Origin of the sequence: Acidianus sp. HS-5, from assembly GCF_021655615.1 — an archaeon.
GTDB lineage: Archaea > Thermoproteota > Thermoprotei_A > Sulfolobales > Sulfolobaceae > Acidianus.
In genome coordinates this window covers 2,141,252-2,156,756 of the sequence record NZ_AP025245.1, presented here as the reverse complement: position 1 = coordinate 2,156,756, position 15,505 = coordinate 2,141,252, and the positions used below count along the sequence as shown (strand labels likewise).

The window sequence follows — 15,505 nt, the reverse complement described above, 5'->3', positions numbered from 1 at the left end:
TCTCACCTACTGTAAATGCTAACAAATGCGTAATGACCTGTCCCACCTACGTTGTGAGATAGTGCAACATATTTCTTGAAGGAGTGTTGAACTGGACCGGCTTCTTCCCTTAACTGCTTAGTTATCTCATAGGCCATTGCTACTCCAGTAGCACCAAGAGGATGGCCTTTAGCCTTTAAGCCACCGAATAAATTTACAGCGATCTTTCCTCCTTTTTCTGTCTGCCCTTCTCTAAGTAAACTCGTGCCTTTTCCCTTCTCCACGAAACCAAGATCTTCGTAAGCCATTATCTCCGCTATTGTAAAACAATCATGGACAGTAGCATATTCTACATCTTGGGGTGAATAACCGCTCATTTTATACGCCATATATGCTGCCTCTCTAGCAGCGTTAAGCCCTACCCACTCGCCCCTAGCTGCTATATAAGACGTATCGCTACCGTAACCTATCGCTCTAATCCAGATTGGAGTATCAATCTTCAATTCTCTAATCTTTTCTTCAGATGCTAGAATGACTGCAGAGGCTCCGTCACTAATTGGGGAAGAATCAAGCAATTTTATGGGCCAAGATATAACTCTAGATTTGAGCACATCCTCTACAGTAATCCTATTTCTAAAATGAGCCTTCTCATTGTACGAGGCGTATTTGTGAGCCTTTACAGCCGCTAAAGCCATATCCTCTTCCTTAGTTCCGAACAAAGCCATATGTCTTGTAGCGTATAAAGCATAATAAGTAGGGAATGTAGTTCCGTACATCTGAAATTCCCAATAGTAATTTCCTCCTCTTCCTCCTATTGCTAATGACGTTGCAGTATCAACTTCTGTCATCTTATCTACGCCAATAACAAGAGCAAGGTCAACTAGTCCAGACGCAATAGTATTGACCGCGGTAAAGATCGCGGAACTTCCGGTTGCACAAGCAGCTTCAACTCTTAAGGGAGACTTGCCTATTAAATCACAGTACTCCGAGACTGGAGGGGCAGGATAAATTTCAGTTCCCCTATAGGCAGTACTTCCTATTACTGTTAGTTGAACATCTCTCTGTGTTAGTCCAGAATCTTCAAAGGCCTCCTTAACTGCCTCCCAGGATAGTTCTCTAACCGTTACGTCATTTCTTTTACCGAATTTACTCATTCCTACACCGATAATTCCAACCTTTCTATTCATAAGTTAAATGATGTTTAAATTATTTATAAACTTTATTACCAGAATATTTTAACTTGAAAATATTTAAATATAAAATTAAACATGTATCTATTCATTTCTTTAATTCTAAATGATATAAATTAAGCTAGAAATATAAATCAGTGAGTATATATATTATCAATGAGTTCGGGGATTCAGATAGAGGATCACGGGAAAATACTTCTAATCACATTAAATAGACCAGAAAAATTAAATGCAATGAATAAAGAATTAAGAGATTCTCTAATAAAGACAGTCAGAGATTTTAATAGAAATTCAGAAAAGAGAGTAGCTATAATTGCCGGTGCTGGAAGGGCATTTAGTGTAGGTGCTGATTTGTCCTCTATGAGTAACGACATATCTGAAGACTTAAGAAGCTCATTCCACGTAATCATAAAGGAGATTAAGTTTTCACCAAAAATTTTCATATCTGCAGTTAAAGGGATAGCAGCGGGGGCAGGAATTAGCCTGGCCTTAGCAACAGATCTTAGATTTACTACTAAGGATTCAAGGTTCGTAACAGCTTTCCATAACATCGGGTTAGCCCCAGATAGTGGCTTAGCTATAATGATGTTAAGATTAGCCGGCGTAAAAGCGGAGAAGTATTTGCTAATTGGAGGAGAATTTACTGGAGAAGAAGCTGAAAAGATGGGATTATTTCAAGTAGTTGAAGATCCGTTAAAAGAGGCATTTAATATTGCAGAAAAAATTGCTAGCGGACAATTCAAAAGTTACTCTGCAAGTAAGAGATTAATAAATAGAGCCTTATACTACGATCTTGAAGAGTTCTTAGATTATGAAGCGGCAATGCAAGGCGCCCTAGGTAAAACTCAAGATTTTGCTGAAGGTGTAAAGGCCTTTCTCGAGAAAAGACAACCTCAATTTAGAGGTGAGTAAATTGACTAATACAGTGCTGTACGAGAAATTAGGAGACATTGCTATTATTAGACTTAACAGACCGGAGAAACTGAATGCAATTAATATGGAAATGGTAGGGGATTTCGTCAAAGCATTCGACCAAGCTGAAAAGGACGGAGTTAAAGCTGTAATCTTAACTGGAAATGGAAGAGCATTCTGTGCTGGTGCGGACGTTGCAGAGATGTCTAACATGCCTATAGAAGAAGTAGTAAGAAGGGGTCACATGCCAATGTGGGAAAGATTAAGAACTTTTAGAAAGCCTGTCATTGCAACACTTAACGGCATTACCGCTGGTGGCGGACTCGAGTTAGCCATGGCTTGTGATATTATAATAGCTGCTGAGAGCGCTACCCTTGGTCAGCCAGAAATAAACCTAGGAATTATGCCTGGTGCTGGGGGTACTCAAAGATTAACTAGAACTATAGGTAAATACAAAGCAATGGAGATGGTATTAACTGGAAAAATGATCTCAGCATGGGAAGCCTATAGGAGAGGCCTAGTAACTAAAGTAGTCCCAGACGAAGCGTTAGTAGACGAAGCTATAAGATTGGCCAATGAGATAGCATCAAGATCAGGTTTTGCCGAAGAGTTGGCTAAAGAGTCTGTAAGTAGAGCTCTCGATACAATACTATCGCAAGGGCTTGATTTTGAGAGGAGACAATTTTATGTTACTTTAGCAAGTGCAGATGGAAAGGAGGGTATGAAAGCATTCGTAGAAAAAAGAAAGCCAAATTGGACTACATGATTCTTTGATATATATACGCATATAAATAAATATATATTGTGAACAGATAGTATAATTTGTGAGTATCAGAAGACTTCAGAAAATAAAGGGCGGGAGCTACATAATCTCCATTCCTACAGAATGGGTTAGAAAATACGGATTAGATGCTAAAAGCGAGCTTAAGGTATACGAAGCTTGGGAAGGACTGAAAATACGGCCCATAAAATCGCCTAATATTGAAAGGGAATTGATACTAGACGATCTGGATACTGCATTATATCTAATCTCAGTTTATTATATGCAAGGCATTTCAAAAATAATAGTTAGATCTAGCACTATAATGAGTCCAGAGGTAAAGAAAGCTTTAAAGGAACTACAATTAACCCATCCAGGATTAGAAGTAGTAGATGAGAGCTTTAACAGTGCGACTTTTATTGTAAATTACACTGTGAGTGAAGATTTGATGACTCTTATAAAAAGATATGTAGAAAAAATTAAGAGAATTCTATCAGATCTTCTTTCAGTAATTGATAATATAACTCCAGAACTTAAGGAGGATTTAGTTTTCAGATGTGATAGTTTAATTAAGGATTATCGCGGAATTATAAGGAATATAGCCGTAGGCGTTCAGCTGGATGATGAATATAATTTTAAATTACCGTATAAGGACATTATCCTTTACGCGATTTTCATGAGGGATCTAGGTAGATTTGTATCACATCTGAAGCAATTCATAGTACTATTAGATAAAAACGTAAGAAAAGATTTCGTAATAAATGTAACTGAAATGTTCAATAAGTCCACTGAGATGTTCTTTACAGAAAAGATGGAAGATATTAAGTGGCTAAGGGATCTAATGAGCGAATTGGAGAGAAACTGTAGTATAGCCGAGTCTTGTAAGGAGCTTCTTAGAATGGCTTCCTACTGTATAGCTATTATGGACGATGCGATGCACAAGAGTGTCAGATTAATATGAATAATAATACATATAATTGAACCTTATTCGATTTAATTTTAATAAAAAGTTTATATATTAGATAGAGCAAGAAGATATTTGATAGTTATGACAAATAAATACTCAAGTTTAAATTTTGATGAACCACCAGATTTCCCTCCGAATAATGTTTATCCTCCAACTTGGACTTTTGACAACGATAAAGCATGGCAGCTATACAGAAGAGCAAAAAGGGAGCAATGGGATGAGGAAAATGTAGACTGGAAAGAAGTAAAGGAATGGGCTACCGGTTTAGATAGAAAACAGAGAATGACAATAGCCTATTGGTGGTCTTTATTATCTAATTTTGATAACGCAACTCCAGTGTTTGCTTATGCAGTAGTAAAAGCCTTTGAACAACACCTCCCTACTCCCATTAGAGGAATACTTACAACGATAACGTATGACGAGAATAGACACAATATAATGTGCGGACTGGGAATTAACAATGTTTTCCCTGGATTTCCTAACGACTTTAAACCCCAGGATGACTTAGAAAGAAAAGCTCAACTAAACGTATTATGGACATGGTGGAACGGCTCGAGATATTGGAAAGCTTACCTTGAGGCATATCACAAGTATACTTTTGACGTCCTGTTTACATCTTTCATGATGGGCGAAGCTGCAGCCACTACTGTATTCTCTACAATGTCTAAAGGAGCAAAACTGAAAACATTCCAAGACTTGTTTAAGAACACCACAGTTGACGAGACTAGACATTATGCGTTTACTCACTTGATCATGACGCAGAACGCGGAAAAGATGGATGACGATAGAAAGAAATTGGTAACGAAACAAGTCAGAGCGGGCTTCGTATTCTTATCTTTAATCACATACTTACCTCCAAAGGACTTCTGGAAATTACCTCCATGGTTTGTTGAGGTTCATCAAAAGATGGAAGATTTAGCCAGGGATGCAGGATTTTACATTCCTACGCTTAAGGAAAAAGAAGAAGCTTGGAAAAGTGCAGTGATAAGAGTAGGTGCATCATTAAAACATTACGGAATAAAAATGCCTTCAATTCCAGAGATCGGGATATCTGGAGAAGAGGATATACCAGACATTAGTGAAGGAGATATTATACCGGTGTTCTAAAAGTGAAAAATGAAATAATAGAACAGCTATAATAAGTAGCGAATAGTTGAAGCTTTAGCGATTTTTAGGAATAAAGTTTTCCTGATAAGTACGAGGAAGTATTAAACAGAAGCCTAGGCAATATAAGTGTCTAGATAAGCCTTAATAATATTTTAATCTATTTATATATTTTATATCATTTTTACTCATTCTTTTTTATTAAGAAAAACTATTATAAAGATGAGAATTTTCTTAATCTTTCTTATGCTAAGTATTCATATGGAAATAAACCAAATCGAAAATATCCTTAAAGCTAACGAATACTTGTTTTCGTTTTTAGATATCAAGATCCTTAAGATGGAGAACGGTTATTGTGAAATGATGATGCCATTTAAGAAAGAATTCACTAGGTTAGGAAATATACTTCATGGAGGAATAATAATGGCACTGATTGACTATGCTGGTGCAATAGCAGTACTAAGCATAAATAAGAAAACAAACCAGTTTACTCAAGAATTAAAAATTAATTTTTTAGAACCAATGACTGAAGGTCCATTTTACTGCAAAGGAAAAGTAATTAAAATTACTGACGATAATGTTGCTGTAGTATCCATAGAATTTTATGACTCTAAAGGAAAATTGGGTGCTAAAGCTCTAGGAACATGGTACATGAGATAAGCTTAATTCAACAAGTCTATATTCTATGACTGTTTTCAAGCCTTAGTTTTCCGCTACTATCTTCATTACTATTAATAAGACATTTTTAGAGCTGGATTTACCACGAAGCCATGAATGAACTTAAGAGAAATAATTTGAGTATTAATAAAAAATTATACAATAAAGAAGTGTCTAATGTTCAACATAAGTATAGGAATTGTGCTTACTTATTTTGCTAATTGAGATACAGTCTCACAATTCATAAAGCTCTTCTAGGGATAATAACTTCTAGATATCTGCAGATTCATAAATACAATATGCCTTTTGAGTTCAGATTAGTTATTCAAAAAATTCTATGTAAAAATGATAAGTCTATTCTAAATCACCATTACTGTAAAATATACCAAGTAAATACTTGCTATTATCTACTATCTCTTTTTTATGGAATTTATTAACAATATTAATATTATTTTTCTTACATCTATCTCTACTATATCAATATAGTAAACTTTTAAAGTTTACATAACCAAGTTTTTAAAGTTTAAAATATAATGATAAATTATGTCGAAAAGAATACTTCTAGGTAATGAGGCAATAGCTTTTGGTGCGCTCTCTTCAGGTGTGGCAGTAGCTGCAGGATATCCCGGCACGCCCTCCTCAGAAATAATAGAGACTATCATGAAATTCGGAGATAAGGTTTACGCAGAATGGAGTTCCAATGAAAAAGTTGCTTTTGAGACAGCCTATGGAGCAGCAATGATGGGCGCGAGAGCTCTAGCTACAATGAAACATGTGGGAGTTAACGTAGCAGCAGACGCGCTAATGAGTTCCTCATATACCGGAGTAGATGGTTCTTTAGTTTTAGTTTCTGCAGACGATCCTTCAATGTGGTCTTCTCAAAACGAACAGGACAATAGATATTATGGAATGATGGCTTTAATCCCAGTTATTGAGCCTTATGACACTCAAAGTGCTTATGATTTAATTATTAGTGCATTTGAACTTAGTTCAGAAGTTAAGCACCCCGTGATTTTTAGAAGCAGCACAAGAATAGGTCATGTTAGATCTCAGGTAGAAATGAAAGAAATTAAGTCTCCAGTAATGGGTAGGCTATCAAAAAATCCCTCAAAATATGCATTGGTTCCAGAAAATGCAAGAAGGAACAGAAAAGAACAGTTAAGAAGATGGGAGATGATACAGAAGAAAGTAGAAAATCTGAACTTTTTGGAAGGAGATGGTAAAAAACTCATAATAGCTTCAGGAATAGCATATGCATACGTTAAAGAGGCTGTTGAAAATTCGAGAGTTAAGATTCTGAAACTTTCGACACCATTCCCTATCCCAAAGGATCTTACTTTGAAGTCCTTGGAGGATTCAGAAGAAGTCCTAATTGTAGAAGAGTTGGAGCCAATAGTTGAAATGCAAGTTAAGGATCTAATGGTATCAGAAGGTATAGCATTAAAAGTACACGGTAAGGATCTTGTAGATAGAACTGGAGAATTAACGTTCGAGAAAGTGAACTACGCCGTAGGTAAATTCCTAGGTAAAGAAGTTAGTGAAGTTGAAAATACATTAATAGATGTTGTTCCAAGGCCTCCAGCTTTATGCCCAGGCTGTCCTCATAGATCATCTTTCATAGACCTCAAAAAAGGTTTAGCGTTAGCTGGGATAAAAGATACGTTCTTCTCTGGAGATATAGGATGCTATTCTCTTGGAGTTCTTCCGCCATTTAATGAGCAAGATAGTTTAATAGAAATGGGAAGCAGTTTAGGGGTAGCAAATGGAGTTTACAGGAGTTCTGGTGTTATTCCAGTAGCAATAATAGGAGATTCAACTTTCTTCCACGCAGGATTACCAGGTTTAGCTAATGCTGTATATAATAATACACCAATGATTGTTCTAGTTCTGGATAACCGGTCAACAGCAATGACCGGCCAACAACCTAGCCCTTCTAAGTATATAGATATTGCGAATGTAGCAAGAGGAATGGGAATAGAATATGTTAGAGAGTTTGATCCATTCGATTATAATTCTTCAACAAGAGTTATCAAAGAAACCGCAGAATGGGTAAAGAAGAATATGAAGCCCGCAGTACTTATAGCTAAGAGAGCATGTGCATTAGACGCGTTAGATAAAATAGAGGGAAAATTGCCAATAGCGGAGGTAGATATGAACAAATGTACTGGCTGCACAATTTGTTACGATTACTTCACTTGCCCTGCTATTATACCATTATCTAATAAGAAAGCCACCATAGACGTCTCCCAGTGCATAGGATGCGGTGCTTGTGTGCCTATATGCCCATTTAAGGCAATATCAATAAAAGGAGACAAACCAAAAGGTTGGGATGAAGCATGGTTAAGTTAAATATTCTTGTAGCTGGAGTAGGTGGGCAAGGAATAATAACGATGGGAAAAATGATAACCAATGCGTGCGAAAGAGAAGGGATAAAAGTTCTTGTAGCTGAAACTCACGGCTTGGCACAGAGAGGCGGAGCTGTTAATATTCATGTTAGGATAGGAGACGTATATGCTCCAATTATAGCTAAGCACGGAGCAGACTGTTTAATAGGCCTAGAAGCTAACGAAGTTTTGAGAAATTTAGACTACGCAAACAGCAATACAATTATCGTTCTAAATGAATATAGCCTTAAACCAGTTCTACCTAAAGTTAAGGAAAATAGCGTTGAAGAAATAGTTAAGAAACTTTCAAACTTCAGAGTGTTCAGAATTAACGCAAATAACATAGCGTCTTTAGTTGGAGATAAAAGAGTAGTAAATTCTGCCATTTTAGGTTTCGCTTACGGCCTAGGAATATTTAGGATGATGAGTGAAGAAAGCTTTACGTCCACTCTTAAAGGCGAAAATAACGTCAAAGCTTTTAGACTAGGCTTGGAAGAAAGCCTAAAACTTTCCAATAAATTAACAATCTAATAATCTCTCATAGACTAGACTCATGAACATGCGATCTTTACAAAATGTCCAAGAAATATTTCAGAATTTTATAGTGATAACTAAATATGTAAATTTGGTAATATCTAACAGAAGAATATGAGATAAAAGATAAAACTACATAAAAATCGTAACACAATTATTACCTAGCTCTATCATGAAATAATACTAACTCACTCTTATCTTCTTTTGATCGAACGTTGTCATCTTTTAACAATTCATAACTCTAAACTAGCCTACAATAATTAAAATAAAGAGCAATTTACTTCATATCGAAGAAACTAAAAGATAAAAATAATGATGATAGAAGTTAATAAAAGATAATTATACCGTTAAATGCACTAGAAATTAAAGAATTTTTAGTGACAGGTCAAATTATACATTCAAAAAACTAGATCTATTTAATTTCTCTTTGGAAAATCCTTATAAGATCAAGGAATTAACGACTAATCATGGTAAGGAAGTGGATTTTAGCATTTCCTATACTATTAATTTTTGCATTTTCTTTATACTACGTTCAGCTTCATTCAAATAATACTCTACATCTTACCAGCTTTACGCAGTTAATGACAGTCACTTGTAAGACTAATAGCAAACTCGGTTATATTGAGGAGAATGTGACCTTGTTTAAAAAGGGTCAATATTACTATATTTTAGTCAGCTTCACGAATTTAGGCAATAAATCAATATTACTACATGTTACTAACTTATTTGATCCTAACTCTACTGTAGGTACATTTACATTAAAACCTTTTACAACACGCATTATAAACCTTGAAAACAATAAGACTTATGCTCCATGTCCTCAAGGCGTAATGCTCCTTCCTATGGTTATTTCCGAGAACTTCACTTTTTATCCTGGAGAGACGATATGGTACCTGCAAAGGTTATGTTATATTTGCTTAGCTGTTAAGAGCTCTATTGATTGTGCTTTTTCGCATTTAGTTTCATTAGCATCAGACAATTACAAGATAATCATAACCTCGTGGTTGACTAATAAGACAATTACAATTCCGCTAAAAAGTACCAACATTATTGGCTTCTATCTAACTTATCAAGACGGTAAAATGTACACTATACTACCTAAAGGAGTTTGTAAGATTGAGGTTTGCGGTATTCAATTGAACTTCACAAAGGTCGGTAATTATGAGTATGAAATAACTAATCCTCAACAGTTATTATCAAAGCATAATTGCTTAACCAATCCAGGCCACTTTATCCCATTAAGCTCAATAATTTGGATAGGAGGTAAGGAATATAATATTACAATTTACTCTCTATCTTACTTGCCCTTAATATGTTAATTTAAATTCTTTTTGAATAGATGTTAAGTTATAATGATTTAGATATTAATTTTGTATAATTTTCCTCTTTTAAGAAATATTATTTTCTCTTCCTCCTCATATATGAAATAGTACTTCCTCAATAAAGGTAGTAGTATTAAAACCAGTGCTCTTGTTATAATGTTTTTCTTAATTGCTCCCATATAATCACCGTCTAACCCTTGTAATCATATTACAAATTACAACTAGCCATATCCTCTTTTCTGAATTACAGAAGCTCTCCCAAAGCTTCTGAGTTAAATGCATGAATATTCGTTATACATTACAACAAATTTAGTATGACAGAGTAGTCTGAAAATATTCAAGATTGGCTATCTTCTCACAAAAAGTTAAACGCCCTAGAGAGCTTAGACTATGACAACTAGCCCACTAACGAATAACGTAATTATAATCATCACTATTAGGTTTACTCAATCATAGCGCAGTAGATGCTCCATTATAGTATATTACTTATCTTTTTGAGTTAATTATACTATATCAAGAGTATTAATTTCTTCAAATAAATTAATTCTGTTTTTCTCCAGAATTATTTCATAGATCCTCATTTTCTAATGATAAAATTCAATGAGAGTAATCAGCATATCCTTTTTAATGTTCTCAACAAACATATACTTATGAGAATTGTTGAGGACGAGTACGGGAATAGGTTTTTAGAGTTTGAGACTAAAGAAGATTTGGAAGAATTTAGGAAAATGTTAATTGAAGCTTATTATGAGCTCAACCCAGACCATAAACGTCCTTGTGAGACCCGATCTCCCAAATAAATACGATACAGGTTTTTAGATCCACACTGTATAGTATCCTTATATCGTCCGTAACTTCTATTGAGAACATCGGATTACCGTAAATGTCTCTTCCAAGTTTTTCCCTGCATATTTGAAAGGGTTCTCTTGCAATAACTTCAACTTATCGACTATCACCATCAAAACCTCTAAGTTGGAAAACATCCTAACCACAAACTTAGCTAAATCTTTAACGTCTCTAGCATCCCTCATCAGAAACCTCACATTCCACTTCTCACAGACTACAATAAAAGAAATAGAATGCGTATTTTAAAAAAATCTTTCTCTTTTAGTTTAATATCTCATTAGGAATTATAGTTGTACAACTATCTCTTTCTTTAGTCTTTTTATTTTAGACAATGCAAATTTGTTTAACTATAATCAATTCTTTCTCTTTAATGTAATCTCCATTTAATATACTAAAAAATGAAAATAATAGTGTAATTAAACACTCATACAAAAACATGATGATACACGGAGTAGCTCTTTGTTCTTCGAGATTTTTCCTACCAATCTATAGGATAAATGAAAAGAGATGCCTGCATGAAACCAGAAGTTCTCATTATAATATTTAGCATCAGTTCTTTCTTTTATATAATTTTTTAGATTCTTATAGAGGTCTTCTCTAAATTGGATAAGTTCATTATTAGGTCTTATACCGAAGGCTATCGTGTATCCTTCTTTCCCATTTTTTATCTCGTATTTATCGTAATAAAACTCTAAATTATTGTATCTATCAACTACTTCTTTAACAACCTCAATTATTTTAACTGGTGTGACCCTTGGCCAGAAATTATATATTAGGGTAATATGAGGTACTTTGTGCACTTTCAAATAACTTATAGATCTAATCTTTCGCATTATTTGTTTTAATTTATATTTCGCTAGAATTGGTATTATTTCTATAATATAACTATTTCTCATCTATCTTTATTTTTCCTAGCTTATATCTTATAGAAAACTTAATCTTCTTTCAATTTAAGGGAAAATTAATGCTCCGGCCGGGATTTGAACCCGGGCCACAGGCTTGAGAGGCCTGCATACTTGACCGGGCTATACTACCGGAGCGAGATATAATTAGAAATATGAAATATTTAAAACTTTCTGGCTTTGAGTAAGAAAAACTTATTTCTTTTATCCCGAAGATTTTCGGGGATGTTATACGTAAGCTTTAAGGTGAACCACGAAGAATGGTCGAAGGGAATAGATTATTCTAGGAATTCATTATCAGTACTGGATATAAAGCCTTCTATAGGTGGAGCTAGACTTTTGATAGAATTTAAAGGAAAGGAAGAAGAATCGAGAAAGCTTAAATGGAATCTCTCTAGAGTTTCTAAATTCAAGTACTTAGGTACAATTATAGTTAATGATGAGATAGAACTTATTCTATCAAATTATATAATAATGAATGGAACAGCAACTAGTGACGGAATGTATTGGACCGTGATTCTCTCAGATTATGCCGAACTGAAGAAAATGTTAAGAGAATTTCTTGAGCATCACATAGAAGTGAAAGTAGTTAAAGTAATTAAAGTGAAATCCGAAGACACTTTAACTGCTAGGCAGGAACAGATTTTAAAGATTGCTTTCGAGGCTGGCTACTTTGATTATCCTAAGAAGATAAGGATTAAAGAACTAGCAGAAAAGCTTAACATGAGTATTTCGAACTTATCGGAAATTTTAAGAAGAGCAGAAAAGAATGTTATCGAGACGTTCTTTAGGGAGAGGAGTTAATGAAGCACGGTGGAATTTCATGGATAAACGGTAAGCCTGAAAAAGTAAAGGATTTTAGTATTAACCTTAATCCTATCTATCCTGAATTCATAGACGAGTTAATTAATGAAGCAATAAAGGAGAAGATTTACACTTACTACCCTGATAACTATAAAAAACTGAAGGAAAATATTGCAGAGATTTACGATGTGGACGAGGAATACGTGGGAGTCTTTAACGGGGCTAGTGAAGTCATAAACTTACTTGAGCCTAGAGTAGTTCCTGAGCCTAATTACGTTGAATATAGAAGAAGTTATGTATATTTCGCTGAGGATATAGGTAGTTCTTTTGTATACCACCTTCAAGGAGACAAAATAATGATAAGTAATCCTAATAACCCAACTGGAGCAAAAATAAGCCTTAAGGAGATTGAGGAATTTCTTAACGATGGAAAAGATCTGGTTGTTGATGAATCCTTTGCAGATATAGGTCTTGTTGAGTCTGCAAAGAGGCTTTACAAGGAAGATAATCTCCTTATTATCTCTACGTTTACTAAATCTTTATCAATACCTGGCTTGAGGATAGGATTTTCTATAGGAAAGAGAAGTAAGGAGCTTGAAAGGCTTACTCCCCCTTGGAGAGTTAATTCTATTGCTTACTATGCATTATCAAATGTAAACCCTAAGGAAGTTGAGAAATTTTTCAGAAAAAGTAGAGAAACAGTAAAATCTCTCCTAGATAATTTTAGAATTGATGGAGATGTTACGGTTTATAAGTCTTTTGCTCCTTACGTTTTAGTAAAATTTCCTGTTAGCGTTAAGGCTCTTAATTCCTTTCTCAGAAGTAAGGGGTTTCTGATTAGAGATTGTTCTAACTTTGTTGGTTTAAACGAATTTTACGGGAGAATTTCAATGAGAAAAGATTATCAAGACTTAGTTAAGGAAATTGAGAAATTTTTATCTATTTCATCAATTTAATACCACCATTCTAGAAAGTACGCAATTTGGTGGGATAAGATTTATAATATTTAAATAGAAAACTACAAACCGTGGATCTAAGACTATTAAAATTCATGATAGTTGGAGGCTTAGGAACTTTAGTTAATGAAGGAATATTTCTTATCACAGCTCATACAGTGCCGGTTTTCTTTTCCTTAGGTTTAGCTATAGAATTATCAATAATATTCAATTTCATCCTTAATGATATTTGGACTTTTAAGGATAAGAGAGTAGGAAGCTTTATAAAAAGGCTCTTAAAGTTTCATGTATCATCCTTTGGCGGTGGAGTAGTACAATACATTACGGTAATATTACTGTTAGTAGCATTTCTTCACTTCTCTAATTTATCAGAAATCTTGCTCTTCTTGTTCTTCTCTTATATAAAAGCTCAGTCCTTATTCCTTGCGGTAATTAACTTCATAGGTATTGTTTCTGGCTTTGCAGTTAGGTTCATAACAAGCTTAAAATATGTTTGGGCTTAATCTACTGTATAGTAAACTCTCTTCCTATTTTTACCTCTATTCTCTACTTTTATTACGTGTATTTTTCCTACCTCTGAAGTATTTTTTACGTGAGGACCTCCATCAGCTTGGATATCAATTCCAGGAATTTCAACGATCCTCCAAATCGGAATACTAGGAGGGTTTCTTTCTGCAAGCTTTACTATCCCTGGTATTTTTAATGCTTCTTCTCTAGGTAGAAAATATATCTTAACTTCTATACCTTTTGATAGAATTTCGTTTGCTTTCTCTACTATTTGAGGAATTAAATCTTTATTCTCTAAATTAAAATCATCTTTAGCGTACTCTGGAGATATATGTCCTCCTGTTATTAGTGCGTTAAATTGAGAATAAGCTACTGCAGCCATGACGTGAGATGCCGTATGGAGCCTCATCATTTTATACCTTCTCTCCCAATCTATTATTCCCTTAACTTCATCTCCTTCTTTTAAGTCTCCACTTTCTAAGACATGAACTATATCTTCTCCCTGCCTTTTTACTTCTTTGACTTTTAGTATATTATCTCCTTTTATCAGCTTCCCAGTGTCGTTTTCCAGTCCTCCCCCACCTGGATAAAACGCCGTTTTATCTAATACTATCTCATTCCCGTTAATTTTGATAATTTTCCCTTCAAATTCCTTTATATACGAATCTTTTAGGTAAAGTTCTTCTGTAGGCATATACTATTCATGTTTTCTTAAGGGAAATATTAATTATTCCGTTCTTTTCTGATACAGAAAGCGTTGATGGATCTATCAATTCATCTATATATATGATTTTCACTATAGAATTAGAATCTGGATCATAAATATATACGTGAGAGTTATCAGCTCTTACTAGTAATTTTTTCGCGTTTATTTCTTTTCCTCTCAAGTCTACGTAAACGTTCACTAGATCGTTCTTGTTAAGTATGTCTACGTCAGGATCTTCTGTTGTTGGTATCATTATTTGTCATTTTGGTTTTTAAGTTAATAAGACCGAGTTCTCTCCTTTATATAGTATTAGCCGATAATAAATAGATTAGAATGCTTGGAAAAGATTTCCAAAAATATTGGGCTGGAGAAGAAGAGAAGAGTGGAATAGTTTCAGGAATTAAAGGAGCATTTAAGTCTAAGGAGCCTCTTAAATACAGGTTAGTTCAAGCTCATTACCAAATCAGTTCAATGGTCAGTAGACTTGACGCTTATGTTTCAAGAATGCAGGAGAGAGATAAGACACTATTTGAGAGAGTTGTTGAAGCCCAAATGTCAAAAGATCCCGCAAGAGCAGCAATGTATGCAAATGAAGTTGCGGAAGTTAGGAAAATAACAAAACAGTTAATAATGACTCAAATAGCTTTAGAGCAAGTAGAGTTGAGATTAGAAACTGTGAGCGAGTTAGGGGATGTATTCGTTAATTTAGTTCCAGTAGTTGGCGTAATAGGTGAATTGAGGAATGTAATAAGAGGCGTAATGCCAGAATTATCAATTGAATTAGGAGAGCTAGGAGAAGGGTTGCAAGAAGTTGTAATTGAAGCTGGAGACTTTACTGGAGCATCTGGTGTATCTGCAGCACCTACTGCTGAAGCTAGGAAGATATTAGATGAAGCAGCTGCTGTTGCAGAACAGAAGATGAAGGAGAACTTCCCAGAGTTGCCAGTGTCTTCCCCAATCTCGCAGAAAGCATAA

The 15,505-nt window shown here is 34.7% G+C and carries 17 protein-coding genes, 1 tRNA gene and 1 pseudogene; 13 read left to right on the top strand and 6 right to left on the bottom strand.

Annotated elements, in window-relative coordinates; all coding sequences use genetic code 11:
* Nucleotides 1-2: 2 nt before the first annotated feature.
* Nucleotides 3-1,166, bottom strand: coding sequence for a thiolase domain-containing protein (locus tag HS5_RS11920; protein ID WP_236751591.1), 1,164 nt, complete (start codon nucleotides 1,164-1,166; stop codon nucleotides 3-5).
* A 159-nt stretch (nucleotides 1,167-1,325) separates the two neighbouring features.
* On the opposite strand from HS5_RS11920, the gene HS5_RS11915 reads away from it, so the two are divergent.
* From HS5_RS11915 to HS5_RS11875, 9 genes are all read left to right on the top strand, one after another.
* Nucleotides 1,326-2,081 carry an enoyl-CoA hydratase-related protein gene (locus tag HS5_RS11915; RefSeq protein ID WP_236751590.1) on the top strand — a complete coding sequence of 252 codons (756 nt, stop codon included), beginning with the start codon at nucleotides 1,326-1,328 and terminating at the stop codon, nucleotides 2,079-2,081.
* Nucleotides 2,074-2,847: an enoyl-CoA hydratase-related protein gene (locus HS5_RS11910; protein ID WP_236751589.1), complete on the top strand. Its 774-nt coding sequence runs from the start codon at nucleotides 2,074-2,076 to the stop codon at nucleotides 2,845-2,847. The genes HS5_RS11915 and HS5_RS11910 overlap by 8 nt, the downstream gene beginning before the upstream one ends.
* 58 nt (nucleotides 2,848-2,905) lie before the next feature.
* Nucleotides 2,906-3,802 carry a phosphate uptake regulator PhoU gene (locus tag HS5_RS11905; RefSeq protein WP_236751588.1) on the top strand — a complete coding sequence of 299 codons (897 nt, stop codon included), beginning with the start codon at nucleotides 2,906-2,908 and terminating at the stop codon, nucleotides 3,800-3,802.
* 87 nt (nucleotides 3,803-3,889) lie between these two features.
* Nucleotides 3,890-4,915, top strand: a complete 1,026-nt coding sequence (locus HS5_RS11900; RefSeq protein ID WP_236753571.1) for an aminobenzoate oxygenase — start codon at nucleotides 3,890-3,892, stop codon at nucleotides 4,913-4,915.
* 258 nt (nucleotides 4,916-5,173) lie between these two features.
* Nucleotides 5,174-5,572 carry a PaaI family thioesterase gene (locus tag HS5_RS11895; protein ID WP_236751587.1) on the top strand — a complete coding sequence of 133 codons (399 nt, stop codon included), beginning with the start codon at nucleotides 5,174-5,176 and terminating at the stop codon, nucleotides 5,570-5,572.
* Nucleotides 5,573-6,112: 540 nt separating this feature from the next.
* Nucleotides 6,113-7,918: an indolepyruvate ferredoxin oxidoreductase subunit alpha gene (iorA, locus tag HS5_RS11890; RefSeq protein ID WP_236751586.1), complete on the top strand. Its 1,806-nt coding sequence runs from the start codon at nucleotides 6,113-6,115 to the stop codon at nucleotides 7,916-7,918.
* Nucleotides 7,906-8,484 carry an indolepyruvate oxidoreductase subunit beta gene (locus HS5_RS11885; protein ID WP_236751585.1) on the top strand — a complete coding sequence of 193 codons (579 nt, stop codon included), beginning with the start codon at nucleotides 7,906-7,908 and terminating at the stop codon, nucleotides 8,482-8,484. The genes iorA and HS5_RS11885 overlap by 13 nt, the downstream gene beginning before the upstream one ends.
* A 470-nt stretch (nucleotides 8,485-8,954) precedes the next feature.
* The gene (locus HS5_RS11880) at nucleotides 8,955-9,806 is read left to right on the top strand and encodes a hypothetical protein (protein ID WP_236751584.1); all 852 of its coding nucleotides are present in this window, start codon (nucleotides 8,955-8,957) and stop codon (nucleotides 9,804-9,806) included.
* A gap of 653 nt (nucleotides 9,807-10,459) precedes the next feature.
* The gene (locus HS5_RS11875) at nucleotides 10,460-10,609 is read left to right on the top strand and encodes a hypothetical protein (protein ID WP_236751583.1); all 150 of its coding nucleotides are present in this window, start codon (nucleotides 10,460-10,462) and stop codon (nucleotides 10,607-10,609) included.
* Here the strand turns inward: HS5_RS11875 and HS5_RS11870 are convergent.
* The 3 genes and pseudogenes from HS5_RS11870 to HS5_RS11860 form a co-directional block, all read right to left on the bottom strand.
* Nucleotides 10,563-10,840 (bottom strand): annotated as a pseudogene (locus HS5_RS11870) (type II toxin-antitoxin system RelE/ParE family toxin). The gene HS5_RS11875 and the pseudogene HS5_RS11870 overlap by 47 nt on opposite strands.
* 231 nt (nucleotides 10,841-11,071) lie before the next feature.
* Nucleotides 11,072-11,455 carry a 2'-5' RNA ligase family protein gene (locus tag HS5_RS11865; RefSeq protein ID WP_236751582.1) on the bottom strand — a complete coding sequence of 128 codons (384 nt, stop codon included), beginning with the start codon at nucleotides 11,453-11,455 and terminating at the stop codon, nucleotides 11,072-11,074.
* Nucleotides 11,456-11,620: 165 nt separating this feature from the next.
* Nucleotides 11,621-11,695 (bottom strand) — tRNA-Glu (locus HS5_RS11860).
* 87 nt (nucleotides 11,696-11,782) lie between these two features.
* Between HS5_RS11860 and HS5_RS11855 the strand changes: the two genes are divergently transcribed.
* The 3 genes from HS5_RS11855 (at nucleotide 11,783) to HS5_RS11845 (ending at nucleotide 13,820) form a co-directional block, all read left to right on the top strand.
* Nucleotides 11,783-12,361 (top strand): helix-turn-helix domain-containing protein, encoded by a 579-nt coding sequence (locus HS5_RS11855; RefSeq protein WP_236751581.1) that lies wholly within the window; start codon nucleotides 11,783-11,785, stop codon nucleotides 12,359-12,361.
* Nucleotides 12,361-13,317 (top strand): histidinol-phosphate transaminase, encoded by a 957-nt coding sequence (locus tag HS5_RS11850; RefSeq protein WP_236751580.1) that lies wholly within the window; start codon nucleotides 12,361-12,363, stop codon nucleotides 13,315-13,317. The genes HS5_RS11855 and HS5_RS11850 overlap by 1 nt, the downstream gene beginning before the upstream one ends.
* A gap of 95 nt (nucleotides 13,318-13,412) precedes the next feature.
* Nucleotides 13,413-13,820, top strand: a complete 408-nt coding sequence (locus tag HS5_RS11845) for a GtrA family protein (RefSeq protein ID WP_346729568.1) — start codon at nucleotides 13,413-13,415, stop codon at nucleotides 13,818-13,820.
* Here the strand turns inward: HS5_RS11845 and alaXM are convergent.
* Together alaXM and HS5_RS11835 are read right to left on the bottom strand one after the other, a co-directional pair.
* Nucleotides 13,817-14,518, bottom strand: coding sequence for an alanyl-tRNA editing protein AlaXM (alaXM, locus tag HS5_RS11840; protein ID WP_236751578.1), 702 nt, complete (start codon nucleotides 14,516-14,518; stop codon nucleotides 13,817-13,819). The two genes, HS5_RS11845 and alaXM, sit on opposite strands and share 4 nt — an antisense overlap.
* Nucleotides 14,519-14,525: 7 nt before the next feature.
* Nucleotides 14,526-14,783 (bottom strand): hypothetical protein, encoded by a 258-nt coding sequence (locus HS5_RS11835; protein WP_236751577.1) that lies wholly within the window; start codon nucleotides 14,781-14,783, stop codon nucleotides 14,526-14,528.
* Between the two features lie 80 nt (nucleotides 14,784-14,863).
* On the opposite strand from HS5_RS11835, the gene cdvB1/B2 reads away from it, so the two are divergent.
* The gene (gene cdvB1/B2, locus HS5_RS11830) at nucleotides 14,864-15,505 is read left to right on the top strand and encodes a cell division protein CdvB1/B2 (protein ID WP_236751576.1); all 642 of its coding nucleotides are present in this window, start codon (nucleotides 14,864-14,866) and stop codon (nucleotides 15,503-15,505) included.

Coding starts and splice junctions, on each gene's coding strand:
- HS5_RS11850 (WP_236751580.1), top strand. CDS start 12,361: ATGAAGCACGGTGGAATTTCATGGATAAACGGTAAGCCTGAAAAAGTA.
- HS5_RS11915 (WP_236751590.1), top strand. CDS start 1,326: ATGAGTTCGGGGATTCAGATAGAGGATCACGGGAAAATACTTCTAATC.
- HS5_RS11835 (WP_236751577.1), bottom strand. CDS start 14,783: ATGATACCAACAACAGAAGATCCTGACGTAGACATACTTAACAAGAAC.
- HS5_RS11875 (WP_236751583.1), top strand. CDS start 10,460: ATGAGAATTGTTGAGGACGAGTACGGGAATAGGTTTTTAGAGTTTGAG.
- HS5_RS11845 (WP_346729568.1), top strand. CDS start 13,413: ATGATAGTTGGAGGCTTAGGAACTTTAGTTAATGAAGGAATATTTCTT.
- iorA (WP_236751586.1), top strand. CDS start 6,113: ATGTCGAAAAGAATACTTCTAGGTAATGAGGCAATAGCTTTTGGTGCG.
- HS5_RS11895 (WP_236751587.1), top strand. CDS start 5,174: ATGGAAATAAACCAAATCGAAAATATCCTTAAAGCTAACGAATACTTG.
- cdvB1/B2 (WP_236751576.1), top strand. CDS start 14,864: ATGCTTGGAAAAGATTTCCAAAAATATTGGGCTGGAGAAGAAGAGAAG.
- HS5_RS11880 (WP_236751584.1), top strand. CDS start 8,955: ATGGTAAGGAAGTGGATTTTAGCATTTCCTATACTATTAATTTTTGCA.
- alaXM (WP_236751578.1), bottom strand. CDS start 14,518: ATGCCTACAGAAGAACTTTACCTAAAAGATTCGTATATAAAGGAATTT.
- HS5_RS11885 (WP_236751585.1), top strand. CDS start 7,906: ATGGTTAAGTTAAATATTCTTGTAGCTGGAGTAGGTGGGCAAGGAATA.
- HS5_RS11855 (WP_236751581.1), top strand. CDS start 11,783: ATGTTATACGTAAGCTTTAAGGTGAACCACGAAGAATGGTCGAAGGGA.
- HS5_RS11920 (WP_236751591.1), bottom strand. CDS start 1,166: ATGAATAGAAAGGTTGGAATTATCGGTGTAGGAATGAGTAAATTCGGT.
- HS5_RS11900 (WP_236753571.1), top strand. CDS start 3,890: ATGACAAATAAATACTCAAGTTTAAATTTTGATGAACCACCAGATTTC.